Annotated in this window: 25 protein-coding genes and 1 pseudogene; 6 read left to right on the forward strand and 20 right to left on the reverse strand. The window is 60.5% G+C overall.

Going from position 1 to position 24430, the window contains the following annotated elements; translation table 11 throughout:
• Window positions 1-110: 110 nt before the first annotated feature.
• The 7 genes from FHT86_RS31855 to FHT86_RS31885 all read right to left on the reverse strand — a co-directional run bounded on the left by FHT86_RS31855 (window position 111) and on the right by FHT86_RS31885 (window position 6751).
• A complete protein-coding gene (locus tag FHT86_RS31855; RefSeq protein WP_133710742.1) occupies window positions 111-1097 on the reverse strand; it encodes an aldo/keto reductase in 987 nt (328 codons plus the stop codon).
• Window positions 1098-1110: 13 nt separating this feature from the next.
• A complete protein-coding gene (locus FHT86_RS31860) occupies window positions 1111-1443 on the reverse strand; it encodes an L-rhamnose mutarotase (protein WP_133710741.1) in 333 nt (110 codons plus the stop codon).
• The gene (locus FHT86_RS31865) at window positions 1443-2504 is read right to left on the reverse strand and encodes an ABC transporter ATP-binding protein (protein ID WP_133710740.1); all 1062 of its coding nucleotides are present in this window, start codon (window positions 2502-2504) and stop codon (window positions 1443-1445) included. Before FHT86_RS31865 ends, FHT86_RS31860 begins: the two co-directional genes overlap by 1 nt.
• Before the next feature lie 14 nt (window positions 2505-2518).
• Window positions 2519-3352 carry a carbohydrate ABC transporter permease gene (locus FHT86_RS31870; protein WP_133710739.1) on the reverse strand — a complete coding sequence of 278 codons (834 nt, stop codon included), beginning with the start codon at window positions 3350-3352 and terminating at the stop codon, window positions 2519-2521.
• A 9-nt stretch (window positions 3353-3361) separates the two neighbouring features.
• Window positions 3362-4228, reverse strand: a complete 867-nt coding sequence (locus tag FHT86_RS31875) for a carbohydrate ABC transporter permease (protein ID WP_312862597.1) — start codon at window positions 4226-4228, stop codon at window positions 3362-3364.
• A 71-nt stretch (window positions 4229-4299) separates the two neighbouring features.
• The gene (locus FHT86_RS31880; protein ID WP_133710738.1) at window positions 4300-5562 is read right to left on the reverse strand and encodes an ABC transporter substrate-binding protein; all 1263 of its coding nucleotides are present in this window, start codon (window positions 5560-5562) and stop codon (window positions 4300-4302) included.
• A gap of 46 nt (window positions 5563-5608) precedes the next feature.
• Window positions 5609-6751, reverse strand: coding sequence for a mandelate racemase/muconate lactonizing enzyme family protein (locus FHT86_RS31885; protein WP_133710737.1), 1143 nt, complete (start codon window positions 6749-6751; stop codon window positions 5609-5611).
• Window positions 6752-6834: 83 nt separating this feature from the next.
• Here FHT86_RS31885 and FHT86_RS31890 point away from each other — a divergent pair, with 83 nt between their 5' ends.
• Window positions 6835-7527 (forward strand): GntR family transcriptional regulator, encoded by a 693-nt coding sequence (locus tag FHT86_RS31890; RefSeq protein WP_312862598.1) that lies wholly within the window; start codon window positions 6835-6837, stop codon window positions 7525-7527.
• A 63-nt stretch (window positions 7528-7590) separates the two neighbouring features.
• Here FHT86_RS31890 and FHT86_RS31895 read toward each other — a convergent pair whose 3' ends face one another.
• From FHT86_RS31895 to FHT86_RS31910, 4 genes and pseudogenes are all read right to left on the reverse strand, one after another.
• The gene (locus FHT86_RS31895; protein ID WP_133710735.1) at window positions 7591-8364 is read right to left on the reverse strand and encodes an SDR family NAD(P)-dependent oxidoreductase; all 774 of its coding nucleotides are present in this window, start codon (window positions 8362-8364) and stop codon (window positions 7591-7593) included.
• Complete coding sequence (locus FHT86_RS31900) at window positions 8361-9542, reverse strand: aldose 1-epimerase family protein (RefSeq protein WP_133710734.1); 1182 nt, start codon at window positions 9540-9542, stop codon at window positions 8361-8363. The genes FHT86_RS31895 and FHT86_RS31900 overlap by 4 nt, the downstream gene beginning before the upstream one ends.
• Window positions 9543-9608: 66 nt before the next feature.
• Window positions 9609-9776: pseudogene (locus tag FHT86_RS38705) on the reverse strand (sugar phosphate isomerase/epimerase); the annotation flags it as partial.
• Complete coding sequence (locus FHT86_RS31910; RefSeq protein WP_246779747.1) at window positions 9743-10270, reverse strand: hypothetical protein; 528 nt, start codon at window positions 10268-10270, stop codon at window positions 9743-9745. The gene FHT86_RS31910 and the pseudogene FHT86_RS38705, both read right to left, overlap by 34 nt.
• 287 nt (window positions 10271-10557) lie before the next feature.
• On the opposite strand from FHT86_RS31910, the gene FHT86_RS31915 reads away from it, so the two are divergent.
• Both FHT86_RS31915 and FHT86_RS31920 read left to right on the forward strand, forming a co-directional pair.
• Window positions 10558-11577, forward strand: a complete 1020-nt coding sequence (locus FHT86_RS31915; protein WP_133710733.1) for a LacI family DNA-binding transcriptional regulator — start codon at window positions 10558-10560, stop codon at window positions 11575-11577.
• A 242-nt stretch (window positions 11578-11819) separates the two neighbouring features.
• The gene (locus FHT86_RS31920) at window positions 11820-12452 is read left to right on the forward strand and encodes a GntR family transcriptional regulator (RefSeq protein WP_133710732.1); all 633 of its coding nucleotides are present in this window, start codon (window positions 11820-11822) and stop codon (window positions 12450-12452) included.
• A 30-nt stretch (window positions 12453-12482) separates the two neighbouring features.
• Here the strand turns inward: FHT86_RS31920 and FHT86_RS31925 are convergent, their stop codons facing one another.
• From FHT86_RS31925 to FHT86_RS31945, 5 genes are read right to left on the reverse strand one after another with little or no spacing between them, the layout of a single operon-like run.
• Complete coding sequence (locus tag FHT86_RS31925) at window positions 12483-13298, reverse strand: xanthine dehydrogenase family protein subunit M (RefSeq protein WP_133710731.1); 816 nt, start codon at window positions 13296-13298, stop codon at window positions 12483-12485.
• A gap of 27 nt (window positions 13299-13325) precedes the next feature.
• Complete coding sequence (locus FHT86_RS31930; protein WP_133710730.1) at window positions 13326-13817, reverse strand: (2Fe-2S)-binding protein; 492 nt, start codon at window positions 13815-13817, stop codon at window positions 13326-13328.
• Window positions 13818-13834: 17 nt separating this feature from the next.
• Entirely contained in the window at window positions 13835-14485 is a 651-nt protein-coding gene (locus tag FHT86_RS31935; protein ID WP_133710729.1) for a carbon monoxide dehydrogenase subunit G, read from the reverse strand.
• A gap of 27 nt (window positions 14486-14512) precedes the next feature.
• Window positions 14513-15448 (reverse strand): ABC transporter substrate-binding protein, encoded by a 936-nt coding sequence (locus FHT86_RS31940; RefSeq protein ID WP_133710728.1) that lies wholly within the window; start codon window positions 15446-15448, stop codon window positions 14513-14515.
• Window positions 15449-15467: 19 nt separating this feature from the next.
• Window positions 15468-17915 (reverse strand): xanthine dehydrogenase family protein molybdopterin-binding subunit, encoded by a 2448-nt coding sequence (locus FHT86_RS31945; protein ID WP_166656968.1) that lies wholly within the window; start codon window positions 17913-17915, stop codon window positions 15468-15470.
• Window positions 17916-18167: 252 nt separating this feature from the next.
• Here FHT86_RS31945 and FHT86_RS31950 point away from each other — a divergent pair, with 252 nt between their 5' ends.
• From FHT86_RS31950 to FHT86_RS31960, 3 genes are all read left to right on the forward strand, one after another.
• Window positions 18168-19802, forward strand: coding sequence for a UbiD family decarboxylase (locus FHT86_RS31950; protein WP_133710726.1), 1635 nt, complete (start codon window positions 18168-18170; stop codon window positions 19800-19802).
• 214 nt (window positions 19803-20016) lie between these two features.
• Window positions 20017-20697, forward strand: a complete 681-nt coding sequence (locus FHT86_RS31955; RefSeq protein ID WP_133710725.1) for a GntR family transcriptional regulator — start codon at window positions 20017-20019, stop codon at window positions 20695-20697.
• A gap of 32 nt (window positions 20698-20729) precedes the next feature.
• The gene (locus FHT86_RS31960; protein ID WP_133710724.1) at window positions 20730-21293 is read left to right on the forward strand and encodes a UbiX family flavin prenyltransferase; all 564 of its coding nucleotides are present in this window, start codon (window positions 20730-20732) and stop codon (window positions 21291-21293) included.
• A gap of 102 nt (window positions 21294-21395) precedes the next feature.
• Here FHT86_RS31960 and FHT86_RS31965 read toward each other — a convergent pair whose 3' ends face one another.
• From FHT86_RS31965 to FHT86_RS31980, 4 genes are all read right to left on the reverse strand, one after another.
• Complete coding sequence (locus FHT86_RS31965) at window positions 21396-22046, reverse strand: glutathione S-transferase family protein (RefSeq protein ID WP_133710723.1); 651 nt, start codon at window positions 22044-22046, stop codon at window positions 21396-21398.
• A gap of 96 nt (window positions 22047-22142) precedes the next feature.
• Window positions 22143-22655, reverse strand: coding sequence for a TIGR02444 family protein (locus tag FHT86_RS31970; RefSeq protein ID WP_246779748.1), 513 nt, complete (start codon window positions 22653-22655; stop codon window positions 22143-22145).
• A 146-nt stretch (window positions 22656-22801) separates the two neighbouring features.
• Window positions 22802-23629: an ABC transporter permease gene (locus FHT86_RS31975; protein ID WP_133710721.1), complete on the reverse strand. Its 828-nt coding sequence runs from the start codon at window positions 23627-23629 to the stop codon at window positions 22802-22804.
• A gap of 12 nt (window positions 23630-23641) precedes the next feature.
• A complete protein-coding gene (locus tag FHT86_RS31980; RefSeq protein ID WP_133710720.1) occupies window positions 23642-24418 on the reverse strand; it encodes an ABC transporter ATP-binding protein in 777 nt (258 codons plus the stop codon).
• Window positions 24419-24430 lie beyond the last annotated feature (12 nt).

Raw genomic sequence — 24430 nt, forward strand, 5'->3', positions numbered from 1 at the left:
GACAAACATGGTCGCTGCCATGCGACTCCCTCTCAACGCCCGATCCTACTACTTAGTCGTTATCCCCGATTTTGGTCAAAGCAAAAGATGGCACCACACAGGGGGCCGCCTCATCGCAAGGTAAAAGCCCTTGAGGCTTCGTAAAGCATCGGCTCGACGGAACGGGTAAGCGAGATCAGATTGCGTCCCAGCGTCGATGTATCGGCCGAACCGATCAGCACGGAGGCCACGGCCGGATTCTGCAACGGGAATTGCAGAGCAGCGGTGGCGATATCAGTTCCCGCTTCCGCTGCAATGGATTCGATTCTGCCCACGCGTTCGAGAATATCGGCATTAGCTTCCACATAGTCGAAACGTGCCCCGGTGACCGCCCCGGTGGCCAGGATGCCGGAATTGAATACGCCGCCCACTACAAGCGACGTGCCGCGTTCGGCACAGAGCGGAATAAGCCTTTCCTCCGCCCGTCTGTCGAGCAGGGTGTAACGCCCGGCAATCAGGATGCAATCCAGATGGCTCCGCTCCAGCACGTCAAGGCAGACGGCGACTTCGTTGACCCCGAGCCCCCATCCTCTGATCACGCCGCTTGCCTTCAGCTCATCGAGAACGGCGATGCCGGAGCGCGTGAACGCTTGCATGTGGCGAGCATTGTCGCCCTCGGCATGGGCATAGGTGCCGATGTCGTGCACATAGAGGATATCGAAGCGATCGAGCCCGGTACGTTTGATACTGGCCTCGATGCTGCGCAGGATGCCGTCTCCGGAATAGTCATATTCGATCGCGCGGGCATGGGCGCCGACGAAACCATGGGAAGGAACCGCGGAGGCCGGCGCCGGTTGCAACAGGCGCCCGACCTTGGTCGATATCACATAGTCTTCGCGCGGCTTACCGACCAGAAAGCGGCCCACACGCTCTTCCGACAGACCCGCGCCATAGAACGGTGCCGTGTCGAAATAACGAATGCCCGATTGCCAGGCGAGCTCGAGCGTTGCCTGCGCCGTCTCTTCAGTGCACTCCACATAAAGGCCGGCGATCCCTGCCGCGCCGAAGCCGATTTCCGTCAGATCCAGTCCCGCCGATGCGATCCGCCGCTTGCGCATGATGTCTTTCCTCTCAATCCAGGTGGAAGACGCTCTGGAGGAAGCTCCACCACTCCCCTTGTCGCGCCGTCGCCATCGGCTGCTGACACGGGTCGGTCAGCGAAAGCCAACGCTTCGTCACGTCCTTTGCCCCGAGCGCAGCCATATCAGCCTCGAAGTCTTTGCCCAGATATTCCCAATAGCCGAAAAGCAGGTTCTCCGGCTCCTTCAGGAAGATGCTGTAATTACGGATATTGGCCGCGGTCAGCGCTGCATTCATCTCCGGCCAGGGCGCGGCATGCAGGGCCTTGTATTCGGCGATCTTTTCCGGCTTGAGGCCGATCATCATTCCCATGCGCTTAACCATCAGCGAATTCTCGCTCCGTCCAAGGTGAACAGCCGTGCCTTTTCCATATCGAAGCGCAACATCAAGGCGTCTCCCACGCGGGCTGTAACATCGCGCTTCTCGGCAACGATCGTCTCGCCGGTGGCCAGCTTGCCGTGAACGAAGGCGGTGCCCCCCAATTTCTCGACAACTTCGGCCATGGCCGGCAGCTCGATTCCATCAGCCTCATCCAGATGTTCTGGGCGAATGCCGAGCTGCAGGATGTCGCCCGGCCTCAGTGCCGAGTTCAGCCGCGGGGCTGTGGCCTCGATATCGCCGAAATGCAGCGAGCGGCCATCGGCGCCAACCTTTGCCTTCAGGAAATTCATTCTGGGTGAGCCGATGAAGCCCGCAACGAAAGCATTGTCCGGGTCCTCGTAAATCTCCATCGGCGGACCGACCTGCTCGACGCGCCCTGCCCGCAACACCACGATCTTCTGCGCCAAGGTCATCGCTTCCGTCTGGTCATGGGTGACGTAGATGATGGTGTTGCCGAGCGACTGGTGCAGCTTGGCGATCTCGACTCGTGTCTGAACGCGCAGTTCCGCATCGAGATTGGAGAGCGGCTCGTCGAACAGAAAGACGTCGGGATTGCGCACGATCGCGCGGCCGATGGCGACGCGCTGGCGCTGGCCGCCTGAGAGCGCAGCCGGCTTGCGATCGAGCAGCGCTTCGAGCTGCAGGATGGCGGCGGCGCGCTGGACCTTTTCATCGATTTCCGCCTTCGGACGATGGGCCATGCGCAGACCGAAGCTCATGTTTTCAGCGACGGTCATGTGCGGGTAAAGCGCATAGGACTGGAAAACCATGGCGACGCCTCGCTGCGAGGGCTCGGTATCGTTCATGCGTTTCCCACCGATGAAAAGGTCGCCAGAGGAAATCTCCTCCAATCCGGCGATGCTTCGCAGCAAGGTCGATTTTCCGCAGCCGGAGGGACCGACGAAGACGGTGAACTCGCCGCTTTCAATGGTCAGCGATACGTCGTGAAGGACGTCGACGGCGCCGAACTTCTTGCGGACATTGTCCAATACGATTTGCGACATTCAAAGTATCCGTTTCAGCCTTTGACAGCGCCGACGGCGATGCCGTTGACGATCTGTCTCTGGAAAACCACGTAGATGATGACGATGGGGGCCGCGGCGAGCACGATGCCGGCGGTAAGCAACGGGACATTTGTGGTGTATTCGCCACGCAGCGCCGCAATGCCGACCATGACCGTACGCTCCTTCTGCAGGACCAGCAGCGAGATCAGCACGTCGTTCCAGCAATAGAGCGTGTTCAGGATGCCAAGCGTAATCAGCGCCGGCTTGCCCATCGGCAGCATGACATTCCACCAGATCTGCAGGATGGTCGCTCCGTCCATTCGGGCGGCCTCCACCAGCTCACGCGGCAGGCGGGAATAGAAGGCGGTCATCATGTAGACACTGAAGGGCAGGAAGAACGCCGTATAGGAGATGATCAGCCCGATGCGGGTATTGACCAGATCGAGCGCGATGATCGTCCGATAAAACGGCACCAGCACCACCTGCACCGGGATCATCAGTGAGGCGAGGATCACCATGAACAGGAACCGCCGGAAGGGAAAACGCAGCATGGCCAGCGCAAAGCCGGCAAGCGAGGAAACGATCAGCAGAATCAGGACCGCACCGCCGGTGGTTATGACGGAGTTGACGAAATAGTCGCTCAGATGCGCCCGCTGCCAGGCGGTCACAAAATTATCGAAGGTCGGATCGGTCACGAGGCCGAAACGATCGAGGATATAGCCCTTGTTAGTCTTCAGCGCGTTGTTAAGGGAGAAGAACACCGGATAGACGCAGGAGAGCGCCAGCAGCGTCATCGGCACGCAGGCAATCCAGAGCAGCCTCTTTTCCCGTTTCGCCAAGATGGACATATCAGCCCCTCACAAATTCGCGTTGCGGGACATGATGCGGATTTGCAGGTAGGCGAGACCCGCCATCACCACAAAGAGCACCATGGAAATCGCCGCCGCATAGCCCGGCTGGTTCATCTTGCCCTGCTCCAGCCAGATCAGGAATTCCGGCAGCGTCGTTGCGGTGCCCGGCCCGCCCGCGGTCAATACGTAGATCAGTCCGAACATCGAAGTCAGAACGCCGATCGTCGTCACCACGGCGACGAATTCGATGATCGGCCGCAGCGCCGGGATGATGACGTGAACCCAGATCTGCAGCGGCTTGGCGCCGTCGAGTCTTGCGGCCTCGATCAGCTCTTTGGAGACGGTGGAAAGGCCGGCCATGAAGATCAACAGGCTCATGCCGAACGTTGCCCAGAGCTGCACGGCAATCAGGCTGCCGAGTGCGGTGGCACCGTTGCCGAGCCAATCGACGGGAATCAGGCCAATTGCCTTGAGGAAGGCATTGAGGCTGCCGTCGAAGCGCAGCACGACGTTGAAGATCGAACCGATGATGACGGTCGAAAGAACGGCAGGGAAGAAATAGACGGCACGGAAAATTTTCCCGCCCGGTACGCCCTGATGGATGAGGATCGCAAGCAGCAGCGGCAACATTACCCAGATCGGCAGCGTGGCGATCAGGATCAGTGTATTTTCGATGCTGTCGCGAAAGGCCGGATCGTTGGCGACGGCAACATAATTGTCGATGCCGACGAAGGCGGATTTGCCGAAGCCGTCGGAATTGGTGAAGGAAAGGACGAAACCCCAGGCCAGCGGAAATATACGGAAGAGGCCGACAAGCACGATCGCCGGCAGCACGAACAACAGGCCGATCCGTCTTTCTGCCTTGCTTCCCACTTGAATATTTCCTTCTCAAGACAGCCGAGCCGAGACGTCTGTCCCGGACGGCCGGTCATTCCATCCTGTGGCTATTTCCGCGCATCCGCCTGTACGGCATCCATGCGGGCCGCGGCAGCGTCAACGGTTGCGTCGCCGTTCAGCAGCAGTTGGCTCTGGCGATGCCATTCTTCCAGCTCCTTGGCGGTGGCGTTGGCATGGGCCGTCGGCACACCGTAGGTCTTTAGCCAGCCGAGAATGGACTTGGCGGCCTGACTCTCCACCTTTGTCGTATCGACCCCGGTGTTGGAGGCTATTGCGCCGGTGTCGCTGAAGAAAATCTGCATCGGCGCCGGCGATGCCAGTTCCCTGGCGAATTCGAGGGCAAGGTCTGCATTCGCCGAGGCCTTGTTGATGCCGTAACCGATGCCGCCGGAAACCGGCAACATCGGATCGCCTTCCTTCTTGTCGGCGGCAACGGTCGGCGAAGGCATCCGGAAGACGCCATCATTGTCAGCGCCAAGGAAATCGTCGAACTGCTTCCAATGCGCCACATCCGAAATCAGGCCGATGGTATTGGCCGCCTCGCCGCGCATGAAACTTTCATATTCGTCCATGAATTTGGTAGTCGAGTTCGGCCCGTCCTGGAACCAGCCGGCCTTGTTGGCATCGACCCAGCTCTGCAGGATGGCTTTTACCTGCGGGCTCGACCATTTCAGTTTGCCGTCGGCGAAATCCTGCTGCTGCTGAGCCGTCCATTGATTGGCGGCCATTTCCGAGAACCAGAATTCGGCGCCGTAACCTTCCTTGTTGCCCATCGAGAAACAGGGAACCGCCCCCTTCGCCTTGATCGCTGCGCAGACCTTCGTCAGGTCGGCCCAAGTCTTCGGAGGGTTCTCAGGGTCGAGGCCGGCGTCCTTGTAAAGCTTCTTGTTGTAATAGATGACGAAGCCCTGGATCGACAGCGGAATGGCATAGATGCCGCCATCGGCACCGGTAAATTCCGGCCAGCCGACCACCGTCTTCTCTAGATCGGCCACCTTGTCGTTGAGCTTCAACAGCGCCGGGATGCGGGCCTTGGCTTGCGCGCCGCCGTTCATGAGAAAAAGGTCGGGGCCGGCATTGGAGGACAGCGCCGTGCCGAGCAGCGTGTAATATTGATCGAGCGGCTGCATCACATATTTGATGGTTACGCCGGAATGAGCCGCTTCGAAATCGGTCTTGGCCTTCTCATAATAGGCAGCAGCAGCCGGGTCGCCGGACTTCCAGTCCCAGACGGTGATTTCCTGCGCCATGACGGGTGCAGCGACCAGGACCGTCCCGGCCAAGAGCATAGCGGAAAACGTGTTAAACATCTCAGTTCCTCCCAGAGACTGATGGCGAGCCCTGCGGCCCGGAAATTTATTTCGTCAGATCAAGACGCGGATTGGCGGGTGCTGCACCCAGCTGGTCGCGCGGCAAAAGCTTCGGCCGCGACCAATCGCGCCGTGCGGTTTCACTTAAAACAAGGCCATGCCCCGGCCGGTCGGGCGCATAGGCATACCCATCGCGAATTTCGACGGGTTCATCGACCAGATGATCGAAATTCTGGAAGGAGTACTCCAACCATTCGACTTCCGGCAGGGCCACGGCCATGTGCACACCAACCTCAAGGAAGGTGTTGCCGAGGCTGACCGGTATGCCCATGTCCGCCGCCAGCCAGCCGATGCGCATCACATCCGATACCTGACCATGGACATTGAGAATATCGGTGCCGTGCGCTTCGAGCAGCAAACGCTTGCCCTGCAGGTCGAGATATTCGCCGGAGTTGATCTGCGTCCAGGGCGCTGCGTGCCGCAGCGTGCGCAGGCCTTCGTAATCGTGCCGCAGGATCGGGTCTTCGACCCAAAGGAGATCATGGCCGGCCCGGCGGATCGCCTCAAGCTTCATCAGCGCTTCCTTCGACGACCAGCCTTCATTGGCGTCGATCATCACCTCGGAGCCGGCGGGCACCACCTGCTTCAACAGCGTCAGGCGATGCAGGTCGCGTTCGAAATCGGCATGGCCGACCTTGATCTTGAAGGCGCGATAGCCGATTGCGGCGGCATGGGCAAAAAGCGCCTGATAGTCCTCATCGGACAGATGGAAATCGAGGCCACTGGCATAGGCCTTGACCCGATTGCGGCGACTTCCGAGCAGGGTGTGCAGCGGCAGTCCAACCTCCTTCGCAGCCAGATCCCAGAGTGCCACCTGCAGCGCCTCATGGAAAGGCAGCGACGTTGCCCGCTGATTGCCGCCACGCGGGCGATTGACCCGATGCACTAGCGCAATCGCCTTCTGTCCTTCAAGGCCCGGCCAAACCTCCGTCGCGAAGACGCGCTCGATCTCGGTCTGGTCCGGCAAAGGCGAAAAAAGCGTCTGGATAAAACCGAGCCCGACCTGGCCGCTATCGGAAACCAATTCCAGCGCTGCTACATTCGCGTCGTCGGCGCGTACCTGGCTGTCGCCGATGACGCGATCGCGGGCGAATTGGAATCGGGTGATGCGAAAAGCTACAATGCTCATGAGGATTGGACTTTGATCGATTAAAATGTTTATCTGATCTATCAGATGTGCAATGTAATATGGCAAGCGCGAGAACAGTGCAAGTGGCGAAGAGAACAAAAAATAGCAATCGATCCGAGGATGCGGCGCCGGCACGGCGCCTGAGCGACGAGGCCTATGAGCGGATATTGGAGGCGTTGTTCGAGCGCAGGGTGCCGGCCGGCGCCTTCGTGTCGCAGAGCGAACTCTCTGAGATCGTTGACGTTCCTGTCGCCCCCCTGCGCGATGCATTGCGCATGCTGGAAGCCGAAGGCATTCTGAAGATCCATCCGCGGTCGGGTATCCAGTTCGTGCGGCCCGGCTTGGAGCTGACGCGCTCAACATATCAGTTCCGCTCCATCCTCGAGCGTGCCGCCATCCAGATTTTCGCCGAGCAGGGCGACGAGGCGGAAATCGACGCGATCCATGACCGCCACACAGCCCTGATCGCCACGATCGAAAAAGATGGGCTGAGGCCCGAGCAGTTTAAGGAAGTGGAGGCGCTGGAGCGGATGCTGCACAATGCGGTCATCGCCAGCCTGCGCAATCCGCTGATCGAGACGAGCTACCGTCGCATGCACAACTATCTCCGCCTGCTGCGGCTCGACCGCAAGCTCACCGCGCCGGTGGTTCTGCGCACGCTCCGCGAACATCTCGACATCCTCCTCGCCTGCAAAGCGCGCGACGCAGAAGCTGCCAAGGCGGCGCTGGATGCCCATTTCCAGGCCGCCATGCAACGCAGCCTCGGCTTCATCTGAGTGATTGAGCATGACCTCATTCGACAACCGCTTCGCAGCTTTCGGGATCACACCTCATGGCGATCAATGCATCACCCAACCACCATCGACGTTCAGCGTCTGGCCGGTCACAAAGGAGGCTGCGTCCGAGGCGAAGAACATCAGCGCATTGGCAATGTCTTCAGGACGGCCGCGCCGCTTGAGTGCCTGATGCTCGAGCACAAAGCGTGTATAGCCTTCGGGATCCGGGTGGATTTTCTCGGCATCGGTCGGGAAGGCACCGGGTGAGACCGCATTGACGGTGATGCCATAGGCGCCGAATTCTCTTGCCCAGGCCCGCGTCAGCCCGATCAGCGCTCCCTTCGACTGCACATAGGGCGACAGATTGGCCCAACCGCCATAAGCAGTGACGCTCGCGACATTGATAATGCGGCCCCAGCCTTTGGCTCGCATATGCGGCAGGGCGACCTGCACGCAGATGATGCCGGCATCGACATTGACGCGCTGCACGGCCTGGTGTTCCTCGATCGTATAGTCCTCGAAGGGCTTGGAGGGGTAGATCGCCGCGTTGTTGATGACGACATCAAAACCGCCGACCTCCGCCGAGATCGCCTCCAACTGAAGACGCAGATGCGCGAGATCGGAAAGGTCGAGCGCTTTCACGACCAACCCCTTCAAACCTTCCTTCTCGGCCAGAGCCATCAGATTGGCGATCTTCTTGGGATCGTTGTCGATCGCCACGACGGGAGCGCCGGCGCGTAGGAAGTTCAGTGTGGTCTCTGTGCCGAGTCCGCCGGCCGCTCCGGTATAGAGAATAGTCTTGTTCGCGACGGAAATCATTGCCGCCATCTCCGTCATGAACGCCCGCCGATCGGCAGATGGTTGCCCGAGGGTTCAGGAAAATCTTCGGAAGGCTGTTTTGCGAGACCGGCAATCCGCTTCTCGCTTGCCGCAATCGCCGCCGTGTCGGGAAGGATGCGGAAGGTGCTGTTGTAGCGGCGCTCTTCGCCATGCTCCAGCCAGATCAACTCGCCGCGCTCGCGGGCGGCACCATGGCCGAGCACATGGTTGGTCGAGGGCTCGATGCCAACGGCGTATTGTCCGGCCTGCAGGTTCTGCCATTCATACATGCAGGGAAACTGGTCCTTGCGCGTCACCACTTCGAAGCCGATGCCCAGGCGATCGTTGACCAGCGCCACCGGCACCTCACCGTTCGTATCGGCCGCCATTTCGTGCTGCCAGACCTGCTCGTGGAAATTCATCTTCGGCGCCGGCATGCTGCGGTAACCGACGCCCTGCTTGCGATAGTTTTCACCGGCATGCGCGGCCCAGACGACGTCCTTGATCGGCGCGAGATAACGCGAGCCCTCTGCCAGCACTGGATGACCGGCATTGATATGATAACAATACATATGCGGCGTCCGGTAGAAGCCGCGATTGACCACCCGGTCGGTGAGCTTGATATCGTTGCTGCCCATCTTGATCTCGATGCGCCGCACGAGTTCAAGATGTTCGCCGAAGACGGTGCCCTGCGACACAATTCCCTCGCACCAGAGAAAACAGTCATCTCCCTCCCAGCGCTCGCCGTAGCCCGAAAGCTTACCGGGGATCGTGCCTATGCGGCCGTGGATCGAATGGCTGACGGTCTTCTTCGGACCGTAGACGTAATGATCGGCCGGCTCGTCATACATGAAGAGGATATGGTCGAGACCGCACGTTACCATCAAGCCGGAGAAGGAGCGCAGCCAGGCAAGCCCACCCTCGCCCTCATATTCGGCGAGGCCCGGATGCTTGAATCCCGCCGGAGAGTGCCAGCCGATCGCCATGCCGCGATAGTCGCAATCGGCGATATCGAAGGCCCGGTCGATCAGTACGGTGAAGCGCAGGCCGGTGCCGCTGTGGAACTCAAGCATGCGAATACCGCGCTCGACGCCATCGCCGAGCGTCATCAGCCGCACGCCGGCAAATTGCGATAGCGCCCCGGCACTGGCAGCAATGTCGCGGCGCGATTTCGTCCCTCCGTATAAGTCGACCATCATGTCATCCCGTCTTTCGGTATTGTAGGAGACGGCCGGGCCAATAAAAACCCGGCCGCGATATCATCAAAGACCTAGAGCGCGCAGTTTGCCGTCGAGGAATTTCTTGGCGCGCGGCACATCCGATTCATCAAGATGCTCGATGATCATGGGGATATTCGGATGCTTCTGTGCCAAGCGCTTCAGGTAGAGATCGTAATTCAGTGCCCCGAGGCCAGGCGCCGGCAGCCGCCAGTTTCCGTGAGATCGCCCAGCCGGTTCCACTCGACGGCGTAGATGTCGAAAGACCCGCCCTTGGTGGAAATGTCCTGCATCGTCTTGGTGAATTCCTGGCCATTGGGCACGCCGACGATGTCCAGCGTGATGCCGGTTTCCTTCTCCCACAGCTCCTTGATCGACGGCGCCCCTGCCGGGAATGGCTTGGTCAACTGCCCGATCGAACCATCGGAAAGGCCGAGGACGATCTTGGCCGGCGCCTTGCCGGCACCCTTCATTTCCTTGATCGCCTCGATCGCGCGGCCTTCCGGCGTGTCCGGCCCGTACTGATAGCGCTCGGCGCCATCGAAGCCCGTCGGGCCGCCGATCATGCCGGGCGCCAGAGCATCGCCAGCATAGGCACGGCCGGGGCGAATGAATTGCGGGGCGATGCCCGCGGCGGCAGTCAGGGCAAGCGCCCGGCCACCGGTCGCCAACAAGTCGCGGCGCGACATGCGAAACAGATTTGACATTGTGGTGATCCCTCCCGTCGGCAGCTTCCTCCTCTGCCGATCCGTGAGGATTATTGACGGCTCAAATGATCGATGTCAACATCATAACAAATCATATTACATCACAATGCATCGAAACTAACGAATATGTCACCGCTCATTGAGGCAACAATGGAATAAACGCTCGAAAAAATGGGTGTAGAACAAGGGGATAGTTTGCAATATTCGCGGCTTGCAGCCCTCGGCCCCTTGCATCTCCTGCGATTAGAAATACATCATTTCCCATCATCGCGTAGAAGGGAATCGATTTGCGATCGACATTGACCGACATTGCTCGCGAGGCTGGCGTCTCCAGCGCCACGGTGGACCGGGTGCTGAACAATCGCAACGGCGTCAAAGAGCGAACGCGCGAGGTCGTGATCGAGACCGCAAAGCGGCTCGGCTATCTCGCCGGTTCCGGCTTGACCCTTGTGTCGCCGCAAAACCGTATCCGGCTGGATTTCGTCCTTCCAGCCGGCACCAACACCTTCATCGCCAATCTCCTGGCGCAGATCGAGCGGCAAGCGGCGCGGCAACATGAACTCGATGTCCATATCCATTCGATAGAGGGCTTCAACCCCGATACCTTGGCCCGGACCCTTCACGAATTGCAGGGAAAGACGCTGGGGGTCGGCGTCATCGCACTCGACCATCCGACGGTACGCGAAGCCATGCGCAACCTGGCTGCTTCCGGCGTCTCGATTGTGACGCTTGCCTCCGATATCCTGCATGTGCCCCGTATCGGCTATATCGGCATCGACAACCGTGCCGCCGGACGCCTTGCTGGCTATCTGCTCGGACGCTTCCTCGGCGGCGGCATCAAACACAAGGTTGCGCTCTTTGCCGGATCGCTCTCCTACCGTGGTCATGAAGAACGGGAGATGGGCTTCCGCCACATCCTGGGCGAGGATTTTCCAAATCTGGAAATCGTCGAGTTGCGAGAAATTCGTGACGACCGGGAAAGAGCCTATGAGGAAGCCATTTCTCTCCTGAAGCGACATCCAGATCTTTCCGGCATCTACAATATCGGCGCCGGCAATCAGGGGATCGGCCAGGCCTTGATCGAATCCAACCGTGCAGGCCAGATCATTTTCATCGGCCACGAACTGACGGACCACAACAAGGCGTTTTTGCTGGACGGCACACTGGACGCCGTTATCGACCAGAACCCGCGCGTCGAAGCCCGCGAAGCTTTGGCCATGCTGAGCCGTGCGATCCGCGGTCTGCCGATGGATTATCATCCACCACGGCTGCAGGTCATTTTTCGGGAAAACATCCCCGAGAGCTGAAAGTGCGCAGACGCGTGTTTCCGACAGCGTTCCGGTCTCGAGGGCAGGCCGGAATACGCAAATTGCCTTTTCCGCGTTCCCTGACGTGGTTGACGCCGACCTCCGCGCCCTGCACTGGACTTGACGTTATATATGAACGAATATAACGAAGACTATGTTCAGCAGGATGCAAAAGCCGTTGGGAACGTCGCCAGGACGGTCGGGTGGTGTTGCCCTGGGGAATATTCGAAAGGAATAGGTCTATGGCCAATCTCGGATTGAACGTACCCCGCGCCGTCTCGTTGCGTCAGCAAGTGACCGACGGCCTCCGGGGATCGATCCTCTCCGGCAAGCTACGCCCGGGCCAGAAACTGATCGAACGCGAGATTTGCGAGGAAATGCGGATCAGCCGGACCGTGCTGCGCGAAGCATTACAGCATCTCGAGGCCGAGGGCATGATCGTCAATGCCCCACCCAGAGGCCGCGTCGTCGCAAATATCAGTGCCGAAGAAGCGCAGGAGATCTATGCGGTGCGCCAAGCGATCGAATGGCTTGTTGTCGACGGTTTCAGCCGCAACGCGACGGAGCTCCAAGTCAGGCAGCTTCGGGAAATACTCCATCAGCTCGACTCGCTGGTGGATCCCGAAGACATCCTGGCGGTCGAGGACGAATTCACCGCCAGGCTACTCAAAGGCAGTGGCAACAGGGTTGCCGCCGATATTCTTTCGCAGTTGAACAACCGGATCACCGTTCTGCGCCGGCTGTCACTCGTCGACGAGCTGGCTGCGGACAAACGGCGGACGGAGCTGCACGCACTCATGTCGGCCATCGAGGCCCGCAGCGCAAATGCAATGATGCGCGCAATGCGACCCGCATCACCCGCTGCGGCGGAGTAACGGAAACCTCCGCTACAAAGTCCTTACGTGTCAGTTGATCTCGACGCCGCCGAGGCTGGCGACGGCTCGCCGCGTCATGACAGCGACGAGATGAGCCCGATATTCGGCCGACGCATGCATATCGCCCATCATATCGGCGGGATCCGGCAGAAGCCCCATCAAGGCTTCCGGAGCAAGGTGAGCCGTCAGCGCTTCTTCCGCTGCCGTCCAGCGGAATACGCCGGAATTGCCGGCACCGGTAATGGCAACTCGGACATGGCCATCGCGATGCCTGGCGACGAAGGCTGCCGCCAAAGCATAACGCGAGGCGGGATTGCGGAACTTGGCATAGCCGGCGATTTCGGGGATCTTGAATTCCAGCCGGGCGAGAATCTCGCCCTCTTCGAGCGCTGTCGTATAAAGGCCGGCAAAATAGTCGTCGGAAGCTATGGCACGCCTGTCGGTGTGGACGGTCGCATCGAGACCGAGCACGGCCGAGGGATAGTCGGCAGCCGGGTCGTTGTTGGCGACCGAACCGCCGATCGTGCCGACATGGCGGACCTGAACGTCGGCGATCGAGCCGGCAAGGCCGCTCAGCGCCGGAATGACGGCGGCGATCTCTTTCGAAGCAGCAACGGCCGCATGCGTGGTCGCCGAACCGATGATAACGCCGTCGGCCTCGATCCGGATACCGGAAAGCTCGGGTATCCGCCGCACGTCGATCAGATTGGCGGGCGCGGCAAGCCGGCCCTTCATCGCCGGGATCAGCGTATGGCCGCCGGAGAGATAGGCCGGCTCTTCAGTGTTGGAATAGATCTCGACGGCCTCTGCGAGCGTCTTCGGCCGATGGTATTTGGTCTCGTACATGTACATGGCGTTGCCTCGGCTCCCCTGTTACTCGACTGCGACGTGATGCTCGCCGCGATATTTTTCCGCCGCCATCAGCACTGCCTCGACGATGTTGTGATAGCCGGTGCAGCGGCACAGGTTGCCTTCGAGCTCGTGACGGATCGTATGCTCGTCGAGCACGCCGTCATGGCGACGGATCATGTCGACCGAAGCCATGATCATGCCCGGCGTGCAGAAGCCGCACTGCAAGCCATGACATTCATGGAAGGCCGTCTGGACATCGTGCAGCCTGTCGCCGGTCGCAAGCCCCTCGATCGTCGTGACCGAACCGCCATCGGCGGCCACCGCCAGAATGGTGCAGGATTTAACGGCGCGGCCGTCGAGTATGACCGTGCAAGCGCCACATTGCGTCGTGTCACAACCGACATGAGTACCGGTCAGCCCGAGATGATCGCGCAGGAAATGGACCAGCAGCGTGCGATCCTCGATCTCCCTGGTCTGCGGCGTGTTGTTGACGGTGAGGGTGACGGTGGACATGGGTAACCTCGATTATTTCAATGGACAGCCACAGCGATGACGATGGCTGCGATCACGACAACGGCAAGTCCGATGAGCAAGAGCGTGGACTTGTTGGACGATGCGGTCGGCTGCGTAACGGAGGGTGGTGCGGCAGCGGCCGGCGCGGCGACCGCTACCGCCGGCTCCGCATTGCCATCGACGATGACCGCTTCGTAAGCTGCCGACCCCTGCTCGACGGCAGCGGCGGGCGCCGAAGCACGGGCAGCGAGGCTCGCGAAGAATTCGTCGGCCAGCTTTTTTGCGGTCGAGTCGATCAGGCGGGCTCCGAGCTGCGCCAACTTGCCGCCAACCTGCGCCTTGGCCGTATAGGAGAGGATCGTTTCGCCCTCGGCCTCGGCAAGATGCACATCCGCTCCGCCTTTGGCGAAACCCGCTACACCGCCTTTGCCCTCACCGGAAATCGTATAGCTCTCCGGCGCCTGAATATTGCTGAGTTTCACCGAACCGTCGAAGGTCGCCTTTATCGGCCCAATTTTTGTAGTGACGCGCGCCGTAAAGCCGTCTTCCAGGCTGCCGTCGAGGCTGTCGCAGCCAGGAATGCAGTCCTTCAACACCTGCGGATCGTTGATCATCGCCCAGACGTCATGGCGTGACGCCCTGATCCGGTATTCACCCTTGAGATCCATGGATCCCCTCCCTCACTATCGTTCTTGTCATCGATTGCCGTCGGCGGCCTCGTAGTAGGAAAGGTCCAGATATTTTGCCGCATCGGTCAGCACCTTGCCGCTTTTGCCGAAACGCGAGCGCAGATCGAGGACGCGCATCATACCTTCGGGCAGGATCCTGGCGTCCGGCGTCAGACCGGAGCGCGGCGACAGCAGGCTTGTCATGACCGACTGCAGGGCGGCCGGCTGGATCTCCGGCATCTTCGCCTGCAGGATCTGTTCGGCCTCGGCGCGATTCTGCGAATCGAGTGTCCAGGCAAGACCCTTGAGATAAGCACGGATGAATGCCTTCACCGTTTCCGGATTGGCGCTCGCCCATGGCCGCCGTGCCGCGACGGAACCGCCCTGGTAGCTGTCGAAGATTTCGGTCGAAAGACCGAGCACGTTGAAACCCGATTTGCGTGCGATGCTGGTGAAGGGCTCGATGGTGAGCGTTGCGGCATGCTCGCCGCCTTTGACCGATTGCCAGCGCTGCGGCGTCGCACCCACCGGTACAAAGGTCGTGTCCTCCGGCTTGAGACCGGCCCGTGCAAACATCTCGTAGAGAACGAAGGCGAAGCCGGTGGAGAGCGCATCAAGCGCGATCGTACGGCCCTTGAGGTCGGCATAGGTCTTGGCATCGGGTGCTGCGACGATCGCAAGTTCTAGCTGCGTCGCTCCCATGATGACGACGTAATCCGGATTGACGGCGGCTCCGGCCGGCCCCTGACCTTCCCCATAGGCAACGACGTTGTCGAATGCCGTGAAGATGATGTCGAACTCGCCGGCGGCCGTGCGCTCGGCCTGCGCCACGGAGTTCGGCGTCAGCGTGAGCTCGATCGCAAGTCCTTCCTCTGCGAAGAAGCCTTTTTCAATGGCGGCGAAGGTCGGCAGGTTCGGAGCGCCCGGAAAGGCGATGATGCGGATGGTTTGAAGATCGGTCATAATCGAAAACGCTCCTGAATTATTCGGCTGCCACTATGGCTTGGCCTGGGGTGCCAGCTTGCTGGATCGCCTGCCAGACGGTGAAGGGTGTCAGCGGCATGGGGATCTGGGTGACGCCATAATCCTTCAAGGCGTCGATGACCGCGTTGGTCACAGTCACCAGCGCCGGCGTGGTGCCGCCCTCACCGCCGGCCTTGATGCCGAGCGGATTGGTCGGCGAGATCACCTCTGCGATCTCGCAATTGAAGGATGGCAGATTGTCGAAACGGGGCATGCCATAATCCATCAGCGAGCCCGCCAGGGGCTGGCCAGTCGTCGGATCGATGGCGCAGAGTTCCCACATTGCCTGACCCACACCCTGAGCGATGCCACCATGGGTCTGGCCGTGAACGATCAGCGGATTAATGCAACGGCCGACATCGTCAATCGTCGAATAGGCAGATATTTGCACATGGCCGGTTTCGGGATCGACCTCCACTTCGCAGACGGCGGCACCGTTCGGAAAAACCGGCGTGTGCATCTCATTGTCGCGGCCGACGCGAAGCGGCCCGGCGGTGGCGCGCGTCTGGCGACCGAGGGCGAAGATGTCGATCGCCTTGTTGGTGCTGCTGACCTTGAAATAGCCGCCCTCGAAATCGATCGAGTCGACAGTCGTCTCGAACAGCTCGGCAGCCCGGCGACGGCCTTCGGCGAGTAGATCGGCAGACGCAATGGCCATGACCGTGCCAGCATGGCGCATCGAGCGACCGGAATGCGAGCCGCCGCCGACGCTGACGATGTCGGTATCGCCGAGAACGATCCAGACCTTTTCGACCGGCACCTGGATCATGTCGGCGACCACCTGAGCGAAGCTCGTCTCATGGCCCTGTCCGCTCGGCTGCGTGCCGATGACCACTTCGACGGTGCCGTCGTCCTTGATCTCGATTTCGGCGCGTTCCTTCGGCGACCCGATGGAGGATTCGACATAGTTGGCGAAACCGCGGCCGAGCAGCTTGCCGCGGCGCTTCGCTTCCGCACGCCGGGCCTCGAAACCGTTCCAGTCGGAAATCTCCAACGCGCGGTCCATGTTCTTTTCGTATTCGCCGCTGTCATAGATCGAGCCGACCGCATTGGTGTAAGGCATTGCTGACGGCTGGATCAGGTTTTTGCGGCGCAATTCCAGCGGATCGAAGCCGAGTTCACGCGCTGCAATCTCGACCAGACGCTCGATGGCATAGGTGACTTCCGGTCGGCCGGAGCTGCGATAGGCCTGCGTGCACATGGTGTTGGTGAAAACGGCGCGGGCGCGCAACGCGGCATGCGGGATATCATAGGAACCGGTGATCAGACCCGACCCCTTGCTCAGCGGCGAAAGCGACACGCAGCGCATGCCGACATTGCTGAGATTATCAGCCCGCATGGCCAGGAACTTGCCGTCCTTGGTCAATGCCAGCTCGACCTTGGTCACGAGGTCGCGACCCTGGTAGTCGGTCAGGAAGGCTTCCGACCGCGTCGCTGTGAACTTGACGGGGCGGCCGACCTTGCGCGAGCCCCAGAGCACGAGGCCGAACTCGACATAGGCGCGGTTGCGCGCGCCGAAATTGCCGCCGACGTCGAAGGAAAGTACGCGCAGATCTTTCGGCTCGATGCCCAATACTTTGGAAAGTTCGTTCTTCTGCCGCACGGCGCCGCCGCTGCCGGCGTAAAGCGTATAGCGGCCGGTCTCGGCGTCGAAATGGCCGAGTGAAGAGCGCGGTTCGATGGTGACGGCGGTCACGCGGTCGATGTGGAAATCGGCGCGAATTACGTGATCGGCCTTGGCGAAGGCGGCGTCGGTCGCCTCCCAATCTCCGAACTTCGTCTCGATGAAGACATTGTCCGGCACCTCGTCCCACACCGCCGGCGCGCCGGGTTCTGCTGCCGCGGCTGTGCTTGTGACATGCGGCAGTTCTTCATAGTCGACGGCCACCTTTTCGGCGGCATCAACGGCCTGTGCCGCCGTCTCTGCGATCACCATGGCTACGGCCTCACCGACATGGCGGGCCTTGTCGTTCGGCAGAAGATAATGTGGACCGACAAACGGCTTGCCGCCGTCCGGTGCAGTCAGCTTCATATCGAACTTCGTCGAGGGAACGGGGCTGTGCGGTATCGGCGCAATCCCGTCGTCCAATATGTCCTGACCTGTCAAGACCGCCAGAACGCCCGCGCTTTCCAAGGCTTCCGACGTATCGATGCCAAGAATACGGGCATGCGGGTAAGGCGAACGCACCATGGCCGCATAGGTCTGCCCGGGCAGGCTGAAATCATCCGAGAAGCGGCCTTTGCCGGTGATGAGGCGTCCATCCTCCTTGCGCGGGATCGGCTTGCCGACGTGGCGGAATAGCGCCTCCTGCACAAGCTTCATCTCGGGGGTCACCGCGGGATAGCTGATTTTTTCCTGTGCGTTTTCGCGATCAGTCGACGCAGTTTGCTGGAGTAGGCTCGCCATAAAACCTCTTCGATCCCGTTGACACCTGCCTCGGGACATTTCGGTCGGTTCGGACCTTCATCACCATCGGCACGCTGTTGCTCTTCGTCATAATGTATGACAGTATGGCGGTGTAATGCAATCGAAAAAGACGAACGTTTTCGCGCGTGCTTCTCGATTGAGCCTTTTCGGGAGCGTTTAGACAGACACATTTCTGCGGGAGGCGGCGGCCATTTCAGGCCCCGACGACGCATTTTTGGGAGCGTAATTTCCATGACGACGAAAGAGCAAAATGCTCCGTTGGATCTCCAGGAGCACATTGCACGGCTGGAGGCCCGCGGACTCCTGACGAAAATCCAGGTTCCGATCGACAAGGACAGCGAGTTGCATCCGCTTGCGCGCTGGCAATTTCAGGGTGGCCTCCCCGACGAGCAGCGGCGCGGATTTCTTTTCACTGACGTTCACGGCGCGAAGGGCGAAAAATACGACATCCCGGTCGCCGTCGGCGTTCTCGCCGCGTCGCCGGCGATTTATGCCGCCGGCCTCGGCGTCGAGGAAGACGAGATCGGCGACGTCTGGGTTCGCGCCATGGAAAACCCGATCGATCCCGTCACGGTCGACGACGCTCCCTGCCAGGAAATCGTCATCACCGGCGACGCTCTGAAGACGGAAGGCGGCGGCCTCGGCAGCCTGCCGGTTCCGATCTCGACACCTGGCTTCGACAGCGCTCCCTATTTTACCGCGACGCTCTGCGTCACCCGCGATCCCGACAACGGCATCCGCAATATGGGCACATATCGCGCGGCCCTGAAGGCGGAAGATCGCCTCGGCGTGCGGATGGCCAGCCGTCTCAGCGGCGCCGGCGGCTATCAGCATTGGTTGAAATACCAGAAGCGCGGCGAGCCCATGCCCTGCGCCATCGTCATTGGCTGCGCGCCGGCGGTTCTCTTCACCGGCCCGCAAAAACTGCCGATCGATCAGGATGAGCTTGGCGTTGCCGGCGGGCTGACCGGCAAGCCGATCCGCATTGTGCGGTGCAAGACCATCGACCTCGAAGTCCCCGCCGACGCCGAGATCGTCATCGAAGGCCTGATCGATACCGACCTTCTGGAGCCGGAAGGGCCGTTCGGTGAAAGCCACGGCCATGTCGCCCTCGAGGACTTCAACATGTCGATGCGGGTGACGGCGATCACCCGCAAGCGCAAGCCGGTGCTGGTGTCAATCGTCAGCCAGGTAACCCCAAGCGAATCAAGCGTACTGAAGCGCGTTGCCTACGAACCGCTCTTCCTCAACCACTTGAAGAAGGTGCTGAACGTCAAAGGCATCAAGCGCGTCGTCATGCATGAGCCGCTGACCAATATCCGCAAGGTCATCTTCCTCGAGTTCGACCGCAGCGCACCGCAATCGGAAATCTGGCGCGGCCTTCAGGGTGCGGCCACGTTGCAGGCCCAGTGCGGCAAGATCGTCATCGCGGTTTCGGACGACATTGATTCGCGCAATGCTGACGCCGTGTTCTGGTCGCTGGCCTATCGTGCCAACATGATAGACGACGTGCACATCACGCCCTACCGCTCCGGCGGCCACGGTCCGAAATCCGCCGCCAAGACCGCCGAGGGTACCCTTCTGATCGACGCCACCTTGAAGGCGCCGATGCCGCCGCTCGCCCTGCCGGCAGAACCCTACATGACCCGCGCTCGCAAGATCTGGGAGGATCTGCAATTGCCGCGTCTTTCGCCGCAGCCGCCGTGGCACGGCTATTCACTCGGCGACTGGAGTGATCTCTGGAGCGGTTTTGCCGATGCCGCCGTCACGGGTGACTGGCGGGCTACGGGAGAAAACACCTATGCCCGCCGCCAGGGCGGCATGAAGCCGGAGACGCCGGCGCGCGACATAGAAAAGAAGCGCTGATTCCCTTGGGCGGACACGGGAAGAGGCCTGTGTCCGCCCATGGTCCCCTCGCAATGACGGCGCTGGAGGAACAACGGAGGGGCGCAACATCTGTCCGATCGATACAATCGCTTGACGGTGAATCGCTATTTCGCGCAATACAGTGGGATCGTCTGCTCGTCCGTCGGGATTGGGTTGGCGTTAAATTGCGGACATGGTGTCAGCGGGGAACAGAATGAACACGACAGAACGAGAACCATTTGGGCCATTGAAACAAGAATCCGCTCCGCTGCGGAACAAGATCATCCAGTCGCTGCGGCGGGCGATCGAGACCGGCTTTCTCGAGGCAGGCACGCGGCTGGTCGAAAAAGATCTGTGCCAGCAACTGAACGTGTCCCGCACTTCGCTGCGCGAGGCCCTGCGCCAGTTGCAGGCCGAAGGCATCCTGACCGACCTCAACAATCGCGGGCTCGCCGTCGTCACGGTGACGCCCGCGGATGCGGAAAACATCTACCGCATCCGCGGTGTGCTGGAGCCGCTGATCGTCGAGCAGTTCATCGAGAACGCACCCGATGCGGAAGTGACAGCGCTGAAGGCGCAGAGCGAAAAACTCACGGCCGCCTACCGGAGCGGCACCGCCGAAGAAATCGTGGCCACCAAGCGCGATTTCTACGACCTCATCTGCACCGGCGCCCGCAATCCGATCGCCTTCGATCTCTTGAAGAAGTTGACGCTTCTCACCTCGCCGCTTCGCCGACGCTCGGTCGTGCGGCCGGAACGGCGAAAACAGAGCATTACGGAGATCCAGCAGATTGTCGGTGCCATCAGCAAGCGCGACAAGAGCGCGGCGCATGCCGCTGCGGAAACCCATGTCGCCAATTCCGCTCGCTCCGCACTGCACGCAAGCGACGGCTAGATTTCAATGCAGGCATAGAAAGTTCGAAGGGCATGCGACGCATCATCATAGCGATCACCGGGGCTTCCGGCGTCATCTACGGCGTGCGTGCGCTTCAACTGCTGCGGGACGTATCCGACGTCGAAACGCATGCGATCATCTCTCCCTCGGCGCTGAAAACGGCAGCGGACGAAGTGGATCAGAGCGCAGACGAGATTCGTAGCCTTGCCGACAAGCTCTATAACTATCGGGACATCGGCGCGGCCGTTTCTTCTGGGTCTTTCCGCACGGCGGGCATGCTCGTCGCTCCCTGCTCGATCAAGACGCTGAGCGGCATTGCCAATTCCTACAATGACGAGCTGATCGTCCGCGCGGCGGACGTCTGCCTCAAGGAGCGCCGGCGCGTGGTGCTGCTGCTGCGTGAAACGCCTTTGCATGCCGGTCACATTGCCCTGATGGACCAGGCGACGCGCAACGGCGCGATCATCATGCCGCCGGTGCCGGCCTTCTACAGCAAGCCGCAAACGATAGACGACATAGTCAATCAGACTGTCGGCCGCGCCCTTGACCTCTTCGACATCCATCTGCCAATCGTCAAGCGCTGGAAAGAAGACTAAAGCATCCGCTTTCAGTGGGATCACCACGGATGCTCTGGGGTCAGGACCCATAAACTGGGCGAAAGACTCGAATGAAGGCTTCGAGTCCAGAGCGGACCTTTGTCAGCCGACCGATGCGGCGGTGAAAACCGCTAACTGAGCGTCGAACGCACGCTTGTATGCGGGCCGCGCTTCGCCGCGGGCGACATAGGCGGAGAGGTTTGGGTATTCGTCCAGAATACCCGATCCTTTCAACCGGAGCAGCACCGACACCATCAAGAGGTCGCCGGCGTTGAACTCGCCGTCGACCCAGTCGGCATCGCCGAGGCGACAGGAAAGTTCGTTCAACCGATTACGGATGCGTTCCTCGACAAAAGGCAGACGCCGCTCGTACCAGGTCTCGTCGCCCTCCAGGAGCTTGGCGACTTCGCGATCAACGATCGGCGGCTCCATCGTGCTAACCGCGGCAAACATCCATGTGATCGCTCGCGCCCGGGCATTCGCATTGTCTGGCAGCAGGCCCGCGTGGCGCTCCGCGATATGGAACACGATCGCCCCCGACTCGAACAGGGCGAGATCATCCTCTTCATAGGTCGGAATCTGCCCGAAAGGCTGAAGCGCGAGATGCGCGGGTTCCTTCATCGCTTTGAACGAAAGAAGACGAACGTCGTAAGGCTGGCCGACTTCTTCGAGCGCCCAGCGAACGCGCATGTCACGCGCCAGCCCTCTGCCGCGATCGGGTGAGCGTTCAAAGGCGGTGATAGTAATGGTCATTGGTGTTCTCCATAACCTGTCTGTCTTGAAGACGACTGGCTAAACGAGATTCCGACACCCCACGCTCGAGATAATCTTCGCGGTCCCGCCCGATGTCTAGGATATCTGAGATGGCCGTCCCCGAAGCGGTAAAGCCTTGGCGATTGTCTCTATCAATGAAGATGCCCGCTCGCTCATATCTCCACCCCGATAATAGCGGACGGCGACGGCCATGTTTTCGAGCGGGTTGGCACCGTCGGCCTTCGCGAGCGCAAGTCCCGCCGCCTCCAGCACATAGAGCTCGATACGCTCCGCCGAGAGTTCGGCGCCTTTGATCATATTGCGCAAAGCTTCAGTCCGCTTGCCGGGCGCCGGCGCCGGTCCGGTTTTCAGCCGCTTGCGCAGAGTTCGCAAGGGAACGATCACTTCGTCATGCCATGCGTCGACGCTTTCGGCGATACGCTCCAGATCGTCGGCAGGCAGTGGAACGGAGCGGGTACCGAGCCAGGCCGCGAACAACAGCACGGGGACATCGACGTCGCTTTCGTCCTGAAGGGAAAGGCAAGCATCCGAAACGCCCAGCGTTTCATAGAGGGAAACAGAGAAATTCCATAGATCCGGTCCAGGCATTGGCATTCACCCCCACGGCGCGTCCCCCATGCCTTCGACCGGAAGAACATGACGGTGGATAAATCTGTCCCACAGCGAAAAGCCGCCGAAAATCCCCTACGACGGCTTTTCTATTGTTCCGAATAGGCAGGAATGGGCGATCTGCCTCAGGCCGCGTCATGGCCGGCAATTTCGCTCTGCCACGGCGCAACGATCTTTTCGAGCCAACCGACCAGTGCCGTCAGCGCCACCGCAATGACCATGATCAACACGATCGGCACGAACATCTCCGCCGTCTGAAAAGCATTCGCCGATGTGATGATGATACCGCCGAGCCCGGAGATCGCCGTCTGGAATTCGGCGATCACGATGCCGATGACGGCCTTGCCGATGCCGAGCCGCAGACCGGCCATGATGTAGGGGATCGTCGCGGGCAGGACGATGCCGCGCATGATCTGCGTCTGCGGGGCGCAAAAGGCTGTACCGACCTCGATCAATGTCTTCGGAACGGCCTTCACGCCGAACCAGGTATTGAGACAGATCGGAAAGAAGGACAGCAGAAAAACGATGACGGCCTTGACCATGAAGCCAAGGCCGAACCACAGGATCATCAGCGGCACGAGAGCGATCAGCGGGGTCGCATAACCGGCGGTGATATAGATGCCGAAAGCCGATTCCAGAAAACGGTAACGTCCGAGAAGTAGGCCAACCGGAATGCCGACTATGGCTGCGGCGATATAACCAGCCGCAAAAGGCTGGCTGCTTTCAATGAAGGCCTGAAGCAACCGCCCATCCCGCATCATGTCCAGAAAGGCGACGAAGATTGCGCTTGGATAGGTGCCGAGCAATGGGTTGGCGTTGCGGCCGAAATATTCCCAAAGCGCAACCGCAATGATGACCGATATGGTCGTGATCATCCAGCCCGGCATAGACCAGCGGACATTGTCGCCGGCGGAGGTTTTCGAAACAGTTCTTGCTGCTTCCGTTGTCGTCATAGTTCCTACTCCTTAGGCGGCCTGCCGCTCGCTGTCGTGCAAGGCTTCCCAAATCATGGTCCGCTTCCTCGAATATTCCTCGGAGGTGCGAACGGCGCGCATGTCGGCTCGATCGCGGCCGAGTTCGACCGGAACGATCTGTCCGACCGAGCCTTTGCGCATGACGACGACGCGGTCGGCCAGCATGACCGCCTCATCGAGATCATGCGTGACGATGATGATGGTTTTGCCGGTCTTGGCGTGAATGGACAGAAGCTCGCCGTGCAGCGTTTCGCGCGTCTGCGAGTCCAAAGCGCCGAAGGGTTCGTCCATCAGCAGCACCTCGGGGTCGATGGCGAGTGCCCGGGCAATGCCGGCGCGCTGCTTCATGCCGCCGGACAGTTGATGCGGCCTTAGCGTACGGGCATGATTGAGACCGACGAGTTCAAGATAATGGCCGGCAGCGCGGGACAATTCCGGCTCCTTGACGCCCTTCATCTCGAGGCCGTAGCCGATATTGCTCAAGGTGCTTCGCCAAGGCAGCAATTCCGCATGCTGGAATACCATGCCGCGATCGTAACCGCAGCCCGAAATCGGCCGGCCGGCAACGCGCACCTGACCCGACGTTGCCGTTTCGAGGCCCATGATGATGCGCAATGCGGTGGTCTTTCCACAGCCGCTCGGGCCGATCAATGCGATGATCTCACCCTTCTCGACGTCGAACGAAATACCATCGAGGGCGCGGGCGAATTCGACGCCCGAGCGTGTGCGAAATGATTTGATGATGTTCTGCACCTCCAGATGGGCCATGCAGAGTCCTCC

Source organism: Rhizobium sp. BK313 (assembly GCF_014193655.1).
In the GTDB taxonomy this organism is placed as follows: Bacteria; Pseudomonadota; Alphaproteobacteria; order Rhizobiales; family Rhizobiaceae; genus Rhizobium.

Excerpts from the sequence above, each read along its gene's own strand:
- FHT86_RS31980 (WP_133710720.1), bottom strand. The coding sequence starts at position 24,418 with ATGGCCCATCTGGAGGTGCAGAACATCATCAAATCATTTCGCACACGC.
- FHT86_RS31965 (WP_133710723.1), bottom strand. The coding sequence starts at position 22,046 with ATGACCATTACTATCACCGCCTTTGAACGCTCACCCGATCGCGGCAGA.
- FHT86_RS31970 (WP_246779748.1), bottom strand. The coding sequence starts at position 22,655 with ATGCCTGGACCGGATCTATGGAATTTCTCTGTTTCCCTCTATGAAACG.
- FHT86_RS31910 (WP_246779747.1), bottom strand. The coding sequence starts at position 10,270 with ATGTCAAATCTGTTTCGCATGTCGCGCCGCGACTTGTTGGCGACCGGT.
- FHT86_RS31885 (WP_133710737.1), bottom strand. The coding sequence starts at position 6,751 with ATGAGCATTGTAGCTTTTCGCATCACCCGATTCCAATTCGCCCGCGAT.
- FHT86_RS31865 (WP_133710740.1), bottom strand. The coding sequence starts at position 2,504 with ATGTCGCAAATCGTATTGGACAATGTCCGCAAGAAGTTCGGCGCCGTC.
- FHT86_RS31945 (WP_166656968.1), bottom strand. The coding sequence starts at position 17,915 with ATGGCGAGCCTACTCCAGCAAACTGCGTCGACTGATCGCGAAAACGCA.
- FHT86_RS31880 (WP_133710738.1), bottom strand. The coding sequence starts at position 5,562 with ATGTTTAACACGTTTTCCGCTATGCTCTTGGCCGGGACGGTCCTGGTC.
- FHT86_RS31860 (WP_133710741.1), bottom strand. The coding sequence starts at position 1,443 with ATGGTTAAGCGCATGGGAATGATGATCGGCCTCAAGCCGGAAAAGATC.
- FHT86_RS31900 (WP_133710734.1), bottom strand. The coding sequence starts at position 9,542 with ATGGTCGACTTATACGGAGGGACGAAATCGCGCCGCGACATTGCTGCC.
- FHT86_RS31940 (WP_133710728.1), bottom strand. The coding sequence starts at position 15,448 with ATGACCGATCTTCAAACCATCCGCATCATCGCCTTTCCGGGCGCTCCG.
- FHT86_RS31895 (WP_133710735.1), bottom strand. The coding sequence starts at position 8,364 with ATGACGGAGATGGCGGCAATGATTTCCGTCGCGAACAAGACTATTCTC.
- FHT86_RS31960 (WP_133710724.1), top strand. The coding sequence starts at position 20,730 with ATGCGACGCATCATCATAGCGATCACCGGGGCTTCCGGCGTCATCTAC.
- FHT86_RS31925 (WP_133710731.1), bottom strand. The coding sequence starts at position 13,298 with ATGTACGAGACCAAATACCATCGGCCGAAGACGCTCGCAGAGGCCGTC.
- FHT86_RS31935 (WP_133710729.1), bottom strand. The coding sequence starts at position 14,485 with ATGGATCTCAAGGGTGAATACCGGATCAGGGCGTCACGCCATGACGTC.
- FHT86_RS31950 (WP_133710726.1), top strand. The coding sequence starts at position 18,168 with ATGACGACGAAAGAGCAAAATGCTCCGTTGGATCTCCAGGAGCACATT.
- FHT86_RS31855 (WP_133710742.1), bottom strand. The coding sequence starts at position 1,097 with ATGCGCAAGCGGCGGATCGCATCGGCGGGACTGGATCTGACGGAAATC.
- FHT86_RS31930 (WP_133710730.1), bottom strand. The coding sequence starts at position 13,817 with ATGTCCACCGTCACCCTCACCGTCAACAACACGCCGCAGACCAGGGAG.
- FHT86_RS31975 (WP_133710721.1), bottom strand. The coding sequence starts at position 23,629 with ATGACGACAACGGAAGCAGCAAGAACTGTTTCGAAAACCTCCGCCGGC.
- FHT86_RS31870 (WP_133710739.1), bottom strand. The coding sequence starts at position 3,352 with ATGTCCATCTTGGCGAAACGGGAAAAGAGGCTGCTCTGGATTGCCTGC.
- FHT86_RS31955 (WP_133710725.1), top strand. The coding sequence starts at position 20,017 with ATGAACACGACAGAACGAGAACCATTTGGGCCATTGAAACAAGAATCC.
- FHT86_RS31920 (WP_133710732.1), top strand. The coding sequence starts at position 11,820 with ATGGCCAATCTCGGATTGAACGTACCCCGCGCCGTCTCGTTGCGTCAG.